This is a genomic window from Modestobacter muralis, from assembly GCF_010682105.1.
Classification (GTDB): domain Bacteria; phylum Actinomycetota; class Actinomycetes; order Mycobacteriales; family Geodermatophilaceae; genus Modestobacter; species Modestobacter muralis.
Genome location: NZ_JAAGWH010000052.1, coordinates 17,333 through 29,664 on the forward strand (window position 1 = coordinate 17,333; position 12,332 = coordinate 29,664).

Below are 12,332 nucleotides of genomic sequence, written 5' to 3' on the forward strand. Positions count from 1 at the left end.
GGTAGAGAGAAGACATCAGATGACTTCCCAGTTGGGACAGGAGACGCCGGTCGCCCGGGCCACCGCCCGGTTCGTCCGCGTCACCCCGATGAAGGCCCGGCGGGTGGTGGACATGATCCGTTACCTGCCGACCGACGAGGCGCTGGCGCTGCTGCGCTTCGCCCCGCAGACCGCCAGCGAGCCGGTGGCCAAGGTCGTCGCGAGCGCGGTGGCCAACGCCGAGCACAACCTCCGTCTCGACCCCGCAGCGCTCGTCGTGAGCGCCGCGTTCGTCGACGAGGGCCCCACGCTCAAGCGGATCCGTCCGCGGGCCCAGGGCCGGGCGTTCCGCATCAACAAGCGGACCAGCCACATCACCGTCGAGGTCTCCGAGGTGAGCTCGAGTGCTGAGCTCGCCCTGCGGTCTCGCAAGGCACGGCGCGAGACCGGGCAGTCCGGCCCGGCGACGCAGCAGACCAGCAACTCGAGGGGAGGGACCCGCTAGTGGGTCAGAAGGTCAACCCGCACGGGTTCCGGCTCGGCATCACCACCGACTACAAGTCCCGGTGGTACGCGGACAAGCTGTACGCGGACTACGTCAAGGAAGACGTGGCCATCCGCAAGCTCATGGGCAAGGGCATGGAGCGCGCCGGCATCTCGAAGGTGGAGATCGAGCGCACCCGTGACCGCGTCCGCGTGGACATCCACACCGCCCGGCCGGGCATCGTCATCGGCCGTCGTGGTGCGGAGGCCGACCGCATCCGCGGTGAGCTCGAGAAGCTCACCGGCAAGCAGGTCCAGCTGAACATCCTCGAGGTGAAGAACCCCGAGTCCGACGCGCAGCTGGTCGCCCAGGGTGTCGCCGAGCAGCTGTCCAGCCGCGTCAGCTTCCGTCGCGCGATGCGCAAGGCGATGCAGTCCGCGCAGCGCAGCCCGCAGGTCAAGGGCATCCGGGTGCAGTGCTCCGGTCGCCTGGGTGGCACCGAGATGAGCCGGTCGGAGTTCTACCGCGAGGGTCGCGTTCCGCTGCACACCCTCCGGGCGAACATCGACTACGGCATCTACGAGGCCCGCACGACCTTCGGCCGCATCGGTGTGAAGGTCTGGATCTACAAGGGCGACGCCAGCGGTTCGCGCGCCGAGCGGGAGGCCCTCGAGGCCCTCGCCCAGCGTCAGCAGCGCCGTGAGCGGGCCCAGCGCCCGCAGCGCCGGTCGGGTTCGTCGGGCACCACCGCCGGCGGCACCGAGGCCGGTCGCGCCGCTGCCGAGGGCACGGGCCCGGTGGAGGACACCACGGCTGTCGCCGTGGCTGCCACCTCCGGTGAGGTCGCTGCCGAGCAGAGCGTCGGCGAGGCTGCCGGCGCCGAGGGCACCGCGGTGGCTCAGGCCGCCGGTGCCGAGAACACGGAGGCCTGATCATGCTGATCCCTCGTCGGGTCAAGCACCGCAAGCAGCACCACCCGGACCGCTCGGGCAAGGCCAAGGGCGGCACCGAGATCAACTTCGGTGACTTCGCCATCCAGGCCTTGGAGCCGGCGTACGTGACCAACCGTCAGATCGAGTCCGCTCGTATCGCGATGACGCGTCACATCAAGCGTGGCGGCAAGGTGTGGATCTCGATCTACCCCGACCGTCCGCTGACCAAGAAGCCGGCCGAGACCCGCATGGGCTCCGGCAAGGGCTCGCCCGAGTGGTGGGTGGCCAACGTCAAGCCCGGTCGGATCATGTTCGAGCTGTCCGGGGTCGACGAGCCGGTGGCCCGTGAGGCCATGCGGCGTGCGATCCACAAGCTCCCGATGAAGTGCCGCTTCATCTCCCGAGAAGGAGAGGCGTGATGGCCGCCGGTCTCACTGCGCCCGAGCTGCGCGAGCTCTCCGTCGACGAGCTGGCCACCCGGCTGCGCGAGTCGCGTGAAGAGCTGTTCAACCTGCGGTTCCAGGTGGCCACCGGCCAGCTGGACAACAACCGGCGACTGCAGACCGTCCGCCGCGACATCGCCCGGATCTACACGATCATGCGCGAGCGCGAGCTGGGTCTCTCGGTCGCCCCGAACGAGGGTGTGGCATGAGCAGCAGCATCGACGGAGCCAACAGCGCACCGGTCGAGCGCGCTGACCGCAAGGTCCGCGAGGGACTCGTCGTCAGCGACAAGATGGAGAAGACCATCGTCGTCGAGGTCGAGGACCGCGTGAAGCACGCGCTGTACGGCAAGGTCCTCCGCCGTACCAGCAAGCTGAAGGCGCACGACGAGCAGAACACCGCCGGCATCGGCGACCGGGTGCTGATCATGGAGACGCGCCCCACCTCCGCCACCAAGCGGTGGCGGCTGGTGTCGGTCGTGGAGAAGGCCAAGTAACCGACTGCCCACCGGCCTCCCCAGGCCAGTGAGCAGGGAGTACCCTGGACGACTGGCGCGCCCTCCGGGTGTGCGCCACATCCCGGGACCCGTGTTCGGACGCACCGGCGGCGGTCGCTGCCGGTGCGTCCGCACGTGGAGCCCGGACAGCCGGTTCACCGATCCGGTCCGGCTGTCGACATCGATGTACAGGAGCAGGTAGTGATCCAGCAGGAGTCGCGACTGCGAGTCGCCGACAACACCGGGGCCAAGGAGATCTTGTGCATCCGGGTTCTCGGTGGCTCCGGTCGACGCTACGCGGGCATCGGTGACGTCATCGTCGCCACCGTGAAGGACGCGCTGCCCGGCGCAGGCGTCAAGAAGGGCGACGTCGTCAAGGCGGTCATCGTCCGCACCGTGAAGGAGCGGCGCCGTCCCGACGGCTCGTACATCCGCTTCGACGAGAACGCCGCGGTCATCATCCGCGACAGCGGCGACCCGCGCGGCACCCGCATCTTCGGCCCCGTGGGCCGCGAGCTGCGTGACAAGCGCTTCATGCGGATCATCTCGCTCGCTCCGGAGGTGTTGTGATCATGGCTCAGCAGAGCAGCGGGAAGACCCCGTCGATGAAGGTCAAGAAGGGCGACTCCGTCGTCGTCCTGTCCGGCAAGGACAACGGTGCGAAGGGCCGCGTCATCGCCGCCTTCCCGAAGACGTCGAAGGTCCTGGTCGAGGGCATCGGCCGGGTCAAGAAGCACACCCGGGTCAGCAGCAACCAGCGCGGCGCGCAGTCCGGCGGCATCGTGACGCAGGAGGCCGCCATCCACGTGAGCAACGTGATGGTCGTCGACTCCGAGGGCAACCCCACCCGCGTCGGGTACCGCAAGGACGAAGACGGCCGCAACATCCGGGTCTCCCGGCGCACCGGTAAGGACCTCTGATCATGAGCGCAGACACGCGTGAACTGCCCCGCATGCTGGCCCGGTACCGCGAGGAGATCGCACCGGCCCTGATGTCGGAGTTCGGCTACAGCAACGTCATGCAGATCCCCGGTCTGGTCAAGATCGTGGTCAACATGGGCGTCGGCGAGGCCACTCGCGACGCGAAGCTGATGGACGGCGCGGTCCGTGACCTCACCGCCATCACCGGTCAGAAGCCGGCCGTGGTCAAGGCCCGCAAGTCCATCGCCCAGTTCAAGCTGCGCGAGGGCATGCCGATCGGCGCCAAGGTCACCCTCCGCAACGACCGCATGTGGGAGTTCCTGGACCGGCTGCTCTCGCTGGCCCTGCCCCGCATCCGTGACTTCCGTGGCCTGAGCCCCAAGCAGTTCGACGGCCACGGCAACTACACGTTCGGTCTGAACGAGCAGTCGATGTTCCGCGAGATCGACGTCGACCGGATCGACCGCCCCCGGGGCATGGACATCACCCTGGTGACCACCGCCACCACCGACGAGGAGGGTCGCGAGCTGCTCAGCCTGCTCGGCTTCCCCTTCGCCGGCCAGACCGTCGTCAACGCGACCCGCTGACGCGGTCTGCGTAGAAGTCCCAGGAGAGACACAGATGGCCAAGAAGGCTCTTGTCAACAAGGCAGCCCGCACCCCGAAGTTCAAGGTGCGCGGCTACACCCGGTGCCAGCGGTGCGGTCGTCCGCACGCGGTGTTCCGCAAGTTCGGCCTGTGCCGGATCTGCGTCCGGGAGATGGCCCACGCCGGCGAGCTGCCCGGCGTGACCAAGTCCAGCTGGTGACGTCCCCCGTCCCAGGGCCACGCCCTGGGACGGGGTCGGCACGGCTCTGCACCACCGACCAACCGGTCACCTGAAGACGCACCACCGATCGCCGAAGGCCCTGCGCCAAGTCCCCGTGACCCAGCGCGTGCGGAACCGCGGTGAGAGAGGCAAGACCCACACATGACGATGACCGACCCGATCGCGGACATGCTCACGCGGCTGCGGAACGCCAACCAGGCGTACCACGACACGGCTGCGATGCCGTCGTCGAAGCTGAAGACGCACGTCGCCGAGATCCTCCAGAAGGAGGGTTACATCGGCGGCTGGACCGTCAACGACGTCGAGGTGGACGGCCACGTCCGCAAGGAGCTCGTGGTCTCCCTCAAGTACGGCCCCAACCGTGAGCGCAGCATCGCCGGCATCCGGCGCGTGTCGAAGCCCGGCCTGCGGGTCTACGCGAAGTCGACCTCCCTGCCGAAGGTCCTCGGCGGCCTCGGGGTGGCGATCATCTCCACCTCCACCGGACTGCTGACCGACAAGCAGGCGAACAAGAAGGGCGTGGGTGGGGAAGTCCTCGCCTACGTCTGGTAAGAGGAGACGCAGACATGTCACGGATCGGACGACTCCCGATTCCGGTGCCCAGCGGGGTTGACGTCGCCATCGACGGGCGCACGGTCAACGTCTCGGGCCCGAAGGGGAAGCTGAGCCACACGGTGGCCGCTCCCATCACCGTCGAGCGCGGTGAGGACGGCACGCTGCAGGTGCAGCGTCCCGACGACCAGCGTGAGAGCCGTGCCCTGCACGGTCTCTCCCGCACCCTCATCGCCAACATGATCACCGGCGTCACCCAGGGGTACGACAAGACCCTGGAGATCGTCGGCGTCGGTTACCGCGTGGCTGCTCGTGGGGCGGACCTCGAGTTCGCGCTCGGCTTCAGCCACCCGGTCGTCGTGAAGGCCCCCGAGGGGATCTCCTTCACCGTCGAGGCCCCGACCCGCCTGCGCGTCAGCGGCATCGACAAGCAGCAGGTCGGCGAGGTCTCCGCCAAGATCCGCAAGATCCGCAAGCCCGACCCGTACAAGGGCAAGGGCGTGCGGTACCAGGGCGAGGTCGTCAAGCGCAAGGTCGGGAAGACGGGCAAGTGATGACCACTGCAGCGAACACCGCGAAGGGCCCCCGGGTGCACAAGCCCGTCGGGACCGACATCAGCACCGCGCGCCGCGTCTCGCGGCTGCGCCGGCACAACCGCCTGCGCAAGCGCGTCGGCGGCACGCCGGAGCGTCCCCGTCTGGTCGTCAAGCGCAGCAGCCGGCACATCCACGTCCAGGTCGTCGACGACACCGTCGGTCGCACCCTGGCCAGTGCCTCAACCATGGACGCCAGCCTGAAGGGCGTCGAGGGCGACAAGAGCGCCCTGGCGCGTCGGGTCGGTGCCCTGGTGGCCGAGCGCGCCAAGGCCGCCGGCATCGCCGCTGTCGTCTTCGACCGCGGCGGCAACCGGTACGCCGGTCGCATCGCCGCGCTGGCGGACGGCGCACGCGAGGGTGGGCTGGACTTCTAATGCCCACCACTTCCACGACGCAGAACACGATCGAGAGGGACGTCTGATGCCAGGACCACAGCGACGCGGCGGTGGCGCCGGCGGTACGGGTGGCCCCGGCGCCGGCGGCCAGGGCGGTCAGGGCGGCAACGACCGCCGGGACCGTCGGGACGGCGGGCGTGGCCCCGGCGGCCCCGTCGAGAAGAGCCAGTTCATCGAGCGGGTCGTGGCCATCAACCGCGTCTCGAAGGTCGTCAAGGGCGGTCGGCGCTTCAGCTTCACCGCGCTGGTGATCGTCGGCGACGGCGACGGCACCGTGGGTGTCGGCTACGGCAAGGCCAAGGAGGTGCCCGCGGCGATCGCCAAGGGCGTCGAGGAGGCCAAGAAGCACTTCTACAAGGTGCCGCGCATCGCCTCGACCATCCCGCACCCCGTGCAGGGTGAGGCGGCGGCCGGTGTCGTGCTGCTCAAGCCCGCCAGCCCCGGTACCGGCGTCATCGCCGGTGGCCCGGTGCGTGCCGTGCTCGAGTGCGCCGGCATCCACGACGTGCTCTCCAAGAGCCTCGGGTCCTCCAACCCGATCAACATCGTCCACGCGACCATGCAGGCGCTGAAGGACCTCGTCCGTCCCGAGGAGATCGCGGCTCGCCGCGGTCTGCCCCTGGAGGACGTCGCCCCGGCCGCCATGCTGCGCGCCCGGGCCGGACAGGGGGTCTGACATGGCTCAGCTGAAGGTCACCCAGATCAAGTCGGCGATCGGCACCAAGCCCAACCAGCGTCAGACGCTGCGTTCGCTGGGCCTGAAGCGGATCAGCGACTCGGTCGTCCAGGAGGACCGTCCCGAGATCCGCGGGATGGTCGCGACGGTGCCGCACCTGGTCACCGTCGAAGAGATCGTCTGAGCAGGGGAACGTCATGACTCTCAAGGTCCACCACCTGCGTCCGGCCCCCGGCGCCCACACCAAGAAGACCCGCGTGGGTCGTGGTGAGGGTTCCAAGGGCAAGACCGCCGGTCGCGGCACCAAGGGCTCCGGTGCCCGCGTGCAGGTCTCTGCACGGTTCGAGGGTGGCCAGACCCCCCTCTTCATGCGGCTGCCGAAGCTCTCGGGCTTCAAGAACAACAACAAGATCGTCTTCCAGGTGGTCAACCTGGACCGGATCGCCTCCCTGTTCCCGCAGGGTGGTCGCATCGACCCCGACACGCTGGCCGACGCCGGCGCCGTCCGTCGCGGTCAGCCGATCAAGGTCCTGGGCACCGGCGAGCTCGGCGGGGTGAAGGTCGACGTGCAGGCGCACGCCTTCTCCAAGTCCGCCGAGGAGAAGATCGGCGCTGCCGGGGGCAGCACCACCCAGCTCTGACTGCCGACGACCCCCGAGGTGCGCACCCGTTCAGGGTGATCGTGCTTCGGGGGTCGTCTGCCATCCGGCCCCTCAGGGATAGGGTCGGGTGGCCGCCCTGCAGGGCCCCGCCGCGAGCGTGCGAGTGGTGGGGGGCAGGGTGGTCCTTACACTCGCACGACCGACTTGGGGAGGGCACGTGCTGCAGGCGTTCGCCGCTGCGTTCCGGACGCCAGATCTCCGGCGCAAGCTGCTGTTCTCCCTGGCGTTGATCGCGGTCTACCGGCTGGGCGCCAGCGTGCCCGGGCCGGGGGTCTCCATCGAGGCGATCAACAGCTGTCTGGAGCAGGCCAACGCCTCCGACCAGCGTGACGTCTACTCGCTGGTCAACCTGTTCTCCGGTGGCGCACTGCTGCGGCTGTCGGTGTTCGCGCTCGGCATCATGCCGTACATCACCGCGAGCATCATCGTGCAGCTGCTGGTGGTGGTCATCCCACGGTTCGAGCAGCTGAAGAAGGAAGGGCAGTCGGGTCAGGCGAAGCTGACCCAGTACACCCGCTACCTGACCATCGCGCTCGCCGTGCTGCAGAGCACCGGGATCATCGCCCTGGCCCGCAGCGGACAGCTCTTCCCGAACTGCGGTCAGGACATCATCCCGTCGGACTCGGTGTGGACCACCGTCGTCCTCGTCGTGACGCTGACCGCCGGCACCGCCGTCATCATGTGGCTGGGCGAGCTGCTGACCGAGAAGGGGATCGGCAACGGCATGTCCGTGCTGATCTTCACCTCGATCGCCGCCCGGATCCCGGCTGAGGGCGGGGCGATCCTGCAGACCCGCGGGGCCGCCATCTTCACCGTCGTGTGCATCTTCGCGGTGCTGGTCATCGCCTCGGTGGTCTACGTCGAGCAGGCCCAGCGGCGCATCCCGGTGCAGTACGCCAAGCGCATGGTCGGCCGCCGGATGTACGGCGGCACCTCGACCTACCTGCCGCTGAAGGTCAACCAGGCCGGTGTCATCCCGGTCATCTTCGCCTCCTCGCTGCTGTACCTGCCGCAGCTGCTGAGCCAGCTGCAGGGCAACACCAGCGGCCCGGTGCGACGGTTCTTCGAGAACTACGTGATCAACCAGAGCAGCCCGGTGCACATCGCCATCTACTTCGCGCTGATCATCTTCTTCACGTACTTCTACGTCTCGATCACCTTCAACCCGGAGGAGCGGGCCGACGACATGAAGCGCTACGGCGGCTTCATCCCCGGCATCCGGCCCGGACGTCCCACGGCGGAGTACCTGCAGTACGTGCTGTCCCGGATCACCCTCCCCGGGTCGATCTACCTGGGGCTGGTGGCCGTGCTGCCCAACCTGTTCCTCTCGATCACCGAGCAGGGGAACAACCAGAACTTCCCGTTCGGCGGGACCGCGGTGCTGATCATGGTGGGAGTGGGCTTGGAGACGGTCAAGCAGATCGAGACGCAGCTCAACCAGCGCAGCTACGAAGGGTTCCTCCGCTAGTGCGCGTCGTGTTGCTGGGCCCCCCCGGAGCGGGCAAGGGCACCCAGGCGCAGATCATCGCCGGCCGCATGTCGGTCCCGGCGATCTCCACCGGTGACATCTTCCGGGCCAACGTGACCGGGCAGACCGAGCTGGGCCGGCAGGCGAAGGCCTACATGGACTCCGGCGACCTGGTCCCGGACGAGATCACCGTGGCGATGGTGACCGACCGGCTGGCCGAGCCCGATGCGAAGGCCGGCTTCCTGCTCGACGGCTTCCCGCGCACGATCTCCCAGGCCGAGCAGCTGCGGGACTCGCTGACCGAGCTGGGCCACGTGCTCGACCGGTGCCTGGAGCTCGTGGTCGACGAGGACGAGCTGGTGCGCCGGCTCTCCGGTCGCCGGATGCTCGTCGACGGCGCGTGGGTGCAGCGGGACGACGACAAGCCCGAGACCGTCCGCCACCGGCTGGAGGTCTACCGGGAACAGACCTCGCCGCTGTCGGGGTTCTACCGCCAGGCCGGGCTGCTCAGTCAGATCGACGCCATCGGCGAGATCGACGAGGTCACCGATCGTGCGCTGACGGCACTCGGCTTTCCCGACGACGGCCCGGCCGGGGCTCCGGCCGCGAGCTGAGGATGCGAGGGTCAGGTGCACGGTGACCGTGCTGCCGCCCTCCTGGCACGACTGCCCGTGCTGGCGAAGTGGAGTGGACGCATGATCCAGATCAAGACCGCGCACGAGATCGCGCTCATGCGGGCCTCGGGGCTGGTGACCGCCGGCGCGCTCGCCGCGGTCAAGGCCGCCGTGAAGCCCGGTGTCACGACCGGAGAGCTCGATGCGATCGCCGAGGACCACATCCGGTCGAAGGGCGCGGTGCCCAACTTCCTGGGCTACCACGGGTTCACCGGGACCATCTGCGCGTCGGTCAACGACGAGGTCGTCCACGGCATCCCGTCCCCGGACCGGGTCCTCGCCGACGGCGACAACATCTCCATCGACTGCGGCGCGATCCTCGACGGCTGGCACAGCGACTCCGCCGTGACGGTCACCGTGGGCACCCCCCGGGCCGAGGACCTCGAGCTGATCCAGGTCACCGAGCGCGCCATGTGGGCGGGCCTGGCCCGGGCGGTGGCCGGTGGTCGGCTGACCGACATCAGCGCGGCGGTGGAGGAGTCGATCACCGCTCACCCCCACCGCTACGGGATCGTCGACCACTACGGCGGCCACGGCATCGGCACCGAGATGCACCAGGACCCGCACGTGCTGAACTACGGCCGCGCGGGGCGGGGGCCCAAGCTGGTGCCGGGCCTGGCGCTGGCCATCGAGCCGATGGTCACCGTGGGGGACCCGGCGACGGCGGAGCTCGAGGACGGTTGGACCGTGGTGACCAAGGACGGCTCCCGGGCCGCCCACTTCGAGCACAGCGTCGCCATCACCCCCGAGGGCCCGTGGGTCCTCACCGCCGAGGACGGTGGCCTCGCCGGGCTGGCGCCCTTCGGCGTCACGCCCCGCTCCTGAGCACACCCCGGTCGCTCCACGCCACGGTGCGCCCGGCGGCCGCGGGACAGGACGGTCCGGGGTCACCCCGGACCGGGTTGGAGCCGGGGACCTCCAGGGAGTACAGTGACCGTTGGCGTTCGCGCCGTCCGTCGTCGTGCTGTGGCCGTACGCCGACAGACGCCCTCAGCGAGATCGCCCGCATCACCGCGCCCAGCCCCCCGGTCTTCCGGGCCTGCGCGTTGCACCATCCCCAGGAACACCGCCCTGCCGCTGCGGCACGGGCGAATGCAGTCTGATCGAACGAGGAGGCCGTGTAGGCGTGGCGAAGAAGGACGGGGCCATCGAGGTCGAGGGTCGCGTCGTCGAGCCGCTGCCCAACGCGATGTTCCGAGTCGAACTGCAGAACGGGCACCGAGTGCTCGCCCACATCAGCGGCAAGATGCGGCAGCACTACATCCGCATCCTGCCCGAGGACCGCGTGGTCGTGGAGCTGTCGCCCTACGACCTGACCCGCGGCCGCATCGTCTACCGCTACAAGTGACCCCCGCCGGTCCGGCGCCCACACGGGCGCCCGGGGCCGGCCACGAACTACAGGAATGAGGGCGGCACCGGTGAAGGTCCAGCCGTCGGTGAAGAAGATCTGTGACAAGTGCAAGGTGATCCGCCGGCACGGCCGGGTCATGGTCATCTGCGAGAACGCCCGGCACAAGCAGCGCCAGGGCTGAGGGAGTACCGGACATGGCTCGACTTGCTGGCGTAGACCTCCCCCGCGAGAAGCGGATGGAGGTCGCGCTCACGTACATCTACGGGATCGGTCCGACTGCGTCGAAGGCGACCCTGGCCGCAACGGGCGTCAGCCCGGACCTGCGCGTCAAGGACCTGACCGACGAGGACCTCCTCAAGCTGCGCGACTACATCGACGAGCACTTCCGCGTCGAGGGCGACCTGCGCCGTGAGGTGGCCGCCGACATCCGCCGCAAGGTGGAGATCGGTTGCTACCAGGGTCTGCGGCACCGCCGCGGCCTCCCGGTGCACGGGCAGCGCACGAAGACGAACGCGCGCTCGAGCAAGGGCCCGCGCAAGACCATCGCGGGCAAGAAGAAGGCCCGCTGATCTCAGCTCGTCGGCGCGCCGTCGTTGGTCCGTAGGGCCGGACCGGCGGCGCGCCTCAGCACGACCGTCCCCCCTGCTGCGGCAGGGGGGACGACCAGGCCACGAACACAGACTCAGACCGGAGAGAGATGCCTCCCAGGGCTCGCGCGGCAGCTGGCACCAAGAAGGTGCGCCGCAAGGAGAAGAAGAACGTCGCTCACGGCGCGGCGCACATCAAGAGCACCTTCAACAACACGATCGTGTCGATCACCGACCCCACGGGCAACGTGATCAGCTGGGCCTCGGCCGGCCACGTCGGGTTCAAGGGCTCGCGCAAGTCGACGCCGTTCGCGGCGCAGATGGCCGCCGAGAGCGCTGCGCGCAAGGCCCAGGAGCACGGCATGCGCAAGGTCGACGTCTTCGTGAAGGGTCCCGGTTCCGGTCGCGAGACCGCGATCCGCTCTCTGCAGGCCACTGGCCTCGAGGTCGGACAGATCCAGGACGTGACGCCGCAGCCGCACAACGGCTGCCGGCCCAAGAAGCGCCGCCGGGTCTGACCGGTCACTGACGAGACGATCTAGGAGTATTTGACGTGGCCCGTTACACCGGAGCCGACTGCCGTCTGTGCAGGCGCGAGAAGATGAAGCTGTTCCTCAAGGGCAGCAAGTGCGAGTCCCCGAAGTGCCCGATCGAGATCCGGCCCTACCCGCCGGGCGAGCACGGTCGTGGCCGCACCAAGGACAGCGAGTACCTGCTCCAGCTGCGTGAGAAGCAGAAGGCCCGCCGCATCTACGGCGTGCTGGAGAAGCAGTTCCGCGGTTACTACGAAGAGGCCAACAAGAAGTCGGGCAAGACCGGTGAGGTCCTGTTGCAGATCCTCGAGTCGCGCCTGGACAACGTGGTCTACCGGGCCGGCTTCGCCGAGTCCCGTGACATGGCCCGCCAGCTGGTGCGCCACGGCCACATCAAGGTGAACGGCCGCAAGGTCGACATCCCGTCCTACCGCGTGACCGCGAACGACATCCTCGAGGTGGCTGCGAAGTCCGTCGAGATGGTGCCGTTCCAGATCGCGGCAGCCAAGGCCGGCTCGCGTCCGGTCCCGCCGTGGCTGGAGGTCATCAGCTCGCAGTTCAAGGTGCTGGTGCACAACATCCCGGCGCGGCAGGTCATCGACACTCCCGTCCAGGAGCAGTTGATCGTCGAGCTCTACTCGAAGTAAGCGACACCCCTCCTGCCCCCCACACCCCGCGGTGTGGGGGGCAGGGGAGCGAGACCGCACGACGGCGGGACGGGCGGACCGATGCCCGCCCGCCGGTACGTCCCTCATG

23 protein-coding genes are annotated in these 12,332 nt (G+C 69.0%); all 23 read left to right on the top strand.

Translation table 11 applies throughout. From position 1 onward, the window contains the following. The first annotated feature begins 19 nt into the window (after nt 1-19). The 23 genes from rplV to rpsD all read left to right on the top strand — a co-directional run bounded on the left by rplV (nt 20) and on the right by rpsD (nt 12,223). Complete coding sequence (rplV, locus tag GCU67_RS17350; protein WP_163612616.1) at nt 20-484, top strand: 50S ribosomal protein L22; 465 nt, start codon at nt 20-22, stop codon at nt 482-484. Continuing rightward, nucleotides 484-1,395, top strand: coding sequence for a 30S ribosomal protein S3 (rpsC, locus tag GCU67_RS17355; protein ID WP_163612617.1), 912 nt, complete (start codon nt 484-486; stop codon nt 1,393-1,395). Before rplV ends, rpsC begins: the two co-directional genes overlap by 1 nt. Before the next feature lie 2 nt (nt 1,396-1,397). Further along, nucleotides 1,398-1,814, top strand: coding sequence for a 50S ribosomal protein L16 (gene rplP / locus GCU67_RS17360; protein ID WP_163612618.1), 417 nt, complete (start codon nt 1,398-1,400; stop codon nt 1,812-1,814). Continuing rightward, entirely contained in the window at nt 1,814-2,047 is a 234-nt protein-coding gene (gene rpmC / locus GCU67_RS17365; RefSeq protein WP_091061857.1) for a 50S ribosomal protein L29, read from the top strand. The genes rplP and rpmC overlap by 1 nt, the downstream gene beginning before the upstream one ends. After that, complete coding sequence (gene rpsQ, locus GCU67_RS17370; RefSeq protein ID WP_163612619.1) at nt 2,044-2,334, top strand: 30S ribosomal protein S17; 291 nt, start codon at nt 2,044-2,046, stop codon at nt 2,332-2,334. Before rpmC ends, rpsQ begins: the two co-directional genes overlap by 4 nt. Nucleotides 2,335-2,535: 201 nt before the next feature. Beyond that, a complete protein-coding gene (gene rplN, locus GCU67_RS17375) occupies nt 2,536-2,904 on the top strand; it encodes a 50S ribosomal protein L14 (protein ID WP_026844850.1) in 369 nt (122 codons plus the stop codon). A gap of 2 nt (nt 2,905-2,906) precedes the next feature. Further along, nucleotides 2,907-3,254: a 50S ribosomal protein L24 gene (gene rplX, locus GCU67_RS17380; RefSeq protein ID WP_460695164.1), complete on the top strand. Its 348-nt coding sequence runs from the start codon at nt 2,907-2,909 to the stop codon at nt 3,252-3,254. Between the two features lie 2 nt (nt 3,255-3,256). After that, a complete protein-coding gene (gene rplE / locus GCU67_RS17385; protein WP_163612620.1) occupies nt 3,257-3,841 on the top strand; it encodes a 50S ribosomal protein L5 in 585 nt (194 codons plus the stop codon). 34 nt (nt 3,842-3,875) lie between these two features. Then, nucleotides 3,876-4,061, top strand: a complete 186-nt coding sequence (locus GCU67_RS17390) for a type Z 30S ribosomal protein S14 (RefSeq protein WP_014742845.1) — start codon at nt 3,876-3,878, stop codon at nt 4,059-4,061. Nucleotides 4,062-4,223: 162 nt separating this feature from the next. After that, entirely contained in the window at nt 4,224-4,634 is a 411-nt protein-coding gene (gene rpsH, locus GCU67_RS17395) for a 30S ribosomal protein S8 (RefSeq protein ID WP_163612621.1), read from the top strand. 14 nt (nt 4,635-4,648) lie between these two features. Beyond that, nucleotides 4,649-5,188: a 50S ribosomal protein L6 gene (gene rplF, locus GCU67_RS17400; RefSeq protein ID WP_163612622.1), complete on the top strand. Its 540-nt coding sequence runs from the start codon at nt 4,649-4,651 to the stop codon at nt 5,186-5,188. Further along, entirely contained in the window at nt 5,188-5,604 is a 417-nt protein-coding gene (rplR, locus tag GCU67_RS17405) for a 50S ribosomal protein L18 (RefSeq protein ID WP_163612623.1), read from the top strand. Before rplF ends, rplR begins: the two co-directional genes overlap by 1 nt. Nucleotides 5,605-5,650: 46 nt before the next feature. Then, on the top strand, nt 5,651-6,301 hold the full coding sequence (rpsE, locus tag GCU67_RS17410) for a 30S ribosomal protein S5 (protein ID WP_163612624.1): 651 nt from the start codon (nt 5,651-5,653) through the stop codon (nt 6,299-6,301). A gap of 1 nt (nt 6,302) precedes the next feature. Further along, nucleotides 6,303-6,485, top strand: a complete 183-nt coding sequence (gene rpmD / locus GCU67_RS17415) for a 50S ribosomal protein L30 (RefSeq protein WP_014742840.1) — start codon at nt 6,303-6,305, stop codon at nt 6,483-6,485. A 13-nt stretch (nt 6,486-6,498) separates the two neighbouring features. Then, a complete protein-coding gene (gene rplO, locus GCU67_RS17420) occupies nt 6,499-6,942 on the top strand; it encodes a 50S ribosomal protein L15 (RefSeq protein ID WP_163612625.1) in 444 nt (147 codons plus the stop codon). A 178-nt stretch (nt 6,943-7,120) separates the two neighbouring features. After that, nucleotides 7,121-8,431, top strand: coding sequence for a preprotein translocase subunit SecY (gene secY / locus GCU67_RS17425; protein ID WP_163612626.1), 1,311 nt, complete (start codon nt 7,121-7,123; stop codon nt 8,429-8,431). Nucleotides 8,432-8,439: 8 nt separating this feature from the next. Next, nucleotides 8,440-9,045, top strand: coding sequence for an adenylate kinase (locus tag GCU67_RS17430; RefSeq protein WP_338105111.1), 606 nt, complete (start codon nt 8,440-8,442; stop codon nt 9,043-9,045). A gap of 81 nt (nt 9,046-9,126) precedes the next feature. Next, nucleotides 9,127-9,930 carry a type I methionyl aminopeptidase gene (gene map / locus GCU67_RS17435; protein ID WP_163612628.1) on the top strand — a complete coding sequence of 268 codons (804 nt, stop codon included), beginning with the start codon at nt 9,127-9,129 and terminating at the stop codon, nt 9,928-9,930. A gap of 301 nt (nt 9,931-10,231) precedes the next feature. Continuing rightward, nucleotides 10,232-10,453, top strand: a complete 222-nt coding sequence (gene infA / locus GCU67_RS17440) for a translation initiation factor IF-1 (RefSeq protein WP_012950459.1) — start codon at nt 10,232-10,234, stop codon at nt 10,451-10,453. A gap of 70 nt (nt 10,454-10,523) precedes the next feature. Then, nucleotides 10,524-10,637 carry a 50S ribosomal protein L36 gene (gene rpmJ, locus GCU67_RS17445; protein WP_014742835.1) on the top strand — a complete coding sequence of 38 codons (114 nt, stop codon included), beginning with the start codon at nt 10,524-10,526 and terminating at the stop codon, nt 10,635-10,637. A gap of 13 nt (nt 10,638-10,650) precedes the next feature. Continuing rightward, nucleotides 10,651-11,025: a 30S ribosomal protein S13 gene (gene rpsM, locus GCU67_RS17450; protein WP_163612629.1), complete on the top strand. Its 375-nt coding sequence runs from the start codon at nt 10,651-10,653 to the stop codon at nt 11,023-11,025. 128 nt (nt 11,026-11,153) lie between these two features. Further along, on the top strand, nt 11,154-11,561 hold the full coding sequence (gene rpsK, locus GCU67_RS17455) for a 30S ribosomal protein S11 (RefSeq protein ID WP_163612630.1): 408 nt from the start codon (nt 11,154-11,156) through the stop codon (nt 11,559-11,561). A 35-nt stretch (nt 11,562-11,596) separates the two neighbouring features. Next, complete coding sequence (gene rpsD / locus GCU67_RS17460) at nt 11,597-12,223, top strand: 30S ribosomal protein S4 (RefSeq protein WP_163612631.1); 627 nt, start codon at nt 11,597-11,599, stop codon at nt 12,221-12,223. The last annotated feature ends 109 nt before the right edge of the window (nt 12,224-12,332 follow it).

Coding starts and splice junctions, on each gene's coding strand:
- rplV (WP_163612616.1), top strand. CDS start 20: ATGACTTCCCAGTTGGGACAGGAGACGCCGGTCGCCCGGGCCACCGCC.
- rplP (WP_163612618.1), top strand. CDS start 1,398: ATGCTGATCCCTCGTCGGGTCAAGCACCGCAAGCAGCACCACCCGGAC.
- rpmC (WP_091061857.1), top strand. CDS start 1,814: ATGGCCGCCGGTCTCACTGCGCCCGAGCTGCGCGAGCTCTCCGTCGAC.
- rpsQ (WP_163612619.1), top strand. CDS start 2,044: ATGAGCAGCAGCATCGACGGAGCCAACAGCGCACCGGTCGAGCGCGCT.
- rplX (WP_460695164.1), top strand. CDS start 2,907: ATGGCTCAGCAGAGCAGCGGGAAGACCCCGTCGATGAAGGTCAAGAAG.
- rplE (WP_163612620.1), top strand. CDS start 3,257: ATGAGCGCAGACACGCGTGAACTGCCCCGCATGCTGGCCCGGTACCGC.
- GCU67_RS17390 (WP_014742845.1), top strand. CDS start 3,876: ATGGCCAAGAAGGCTCTTGTCAACAAGGCAGCCCGCACCCCGAAGTTC.
- rpsH (WP_163612621.1), top strand. CDS start 4,224: ATGACGATGACCGACCCGATCGCGGACATGCTCACGCGGCTGCGGAAC.
- rplF (WP_163612622.1), top strand. CDS start 4,649: ATGTCACGGATCGGACGACTCCCGATTCCGGTGCCCAGCGGGGTTGAC.
- rplR (WP_163612623.1), top strand. CDS start 5,188: ATGACCACTGCAGCGAACACCGCGAAGGGCCCCCGGGTGCACAAGCCC.
- rpsE (WP_163612624.1), top strand. CDS start 5,651: ATGCCAGGACCACAGCGACGCGGCGGTGGCGCCGGCGGTACGGGTGGC.
- rpmD (WP_014742840.1), top strand. CDS start 6,303: ATGGCTCAGCTGAAGGTCACCCAGATCAAGTCGGCGATCGGCACCAAG.
- rplO (WP_163612625.1), top strand. CDS start 6,499: ATGACTCTCAAGGTCCACCACCTGCGTCCGGCCCCCGGCGCCCACACC.
- map (WP_163612628.1), top strand. CDS start 9,127: ATGATCCAGATCAAGACCGCGCACGAGATCGCGCTCATGCGGGCCTCG.
- rpsM (WP_163612629.1), top strand. CDS start 10,651: ATGGCTCGACTTGCTGGCGTAGACCTCCCCCGCGAGAAGCGGATGGAG.
- rpsK (WP_163612630.1), top strand. CDS start 11,154: ATGCCTCCCAGGGCTCGCGCGGCAGCTGGCACCAAGAAGGTGCGCCGC.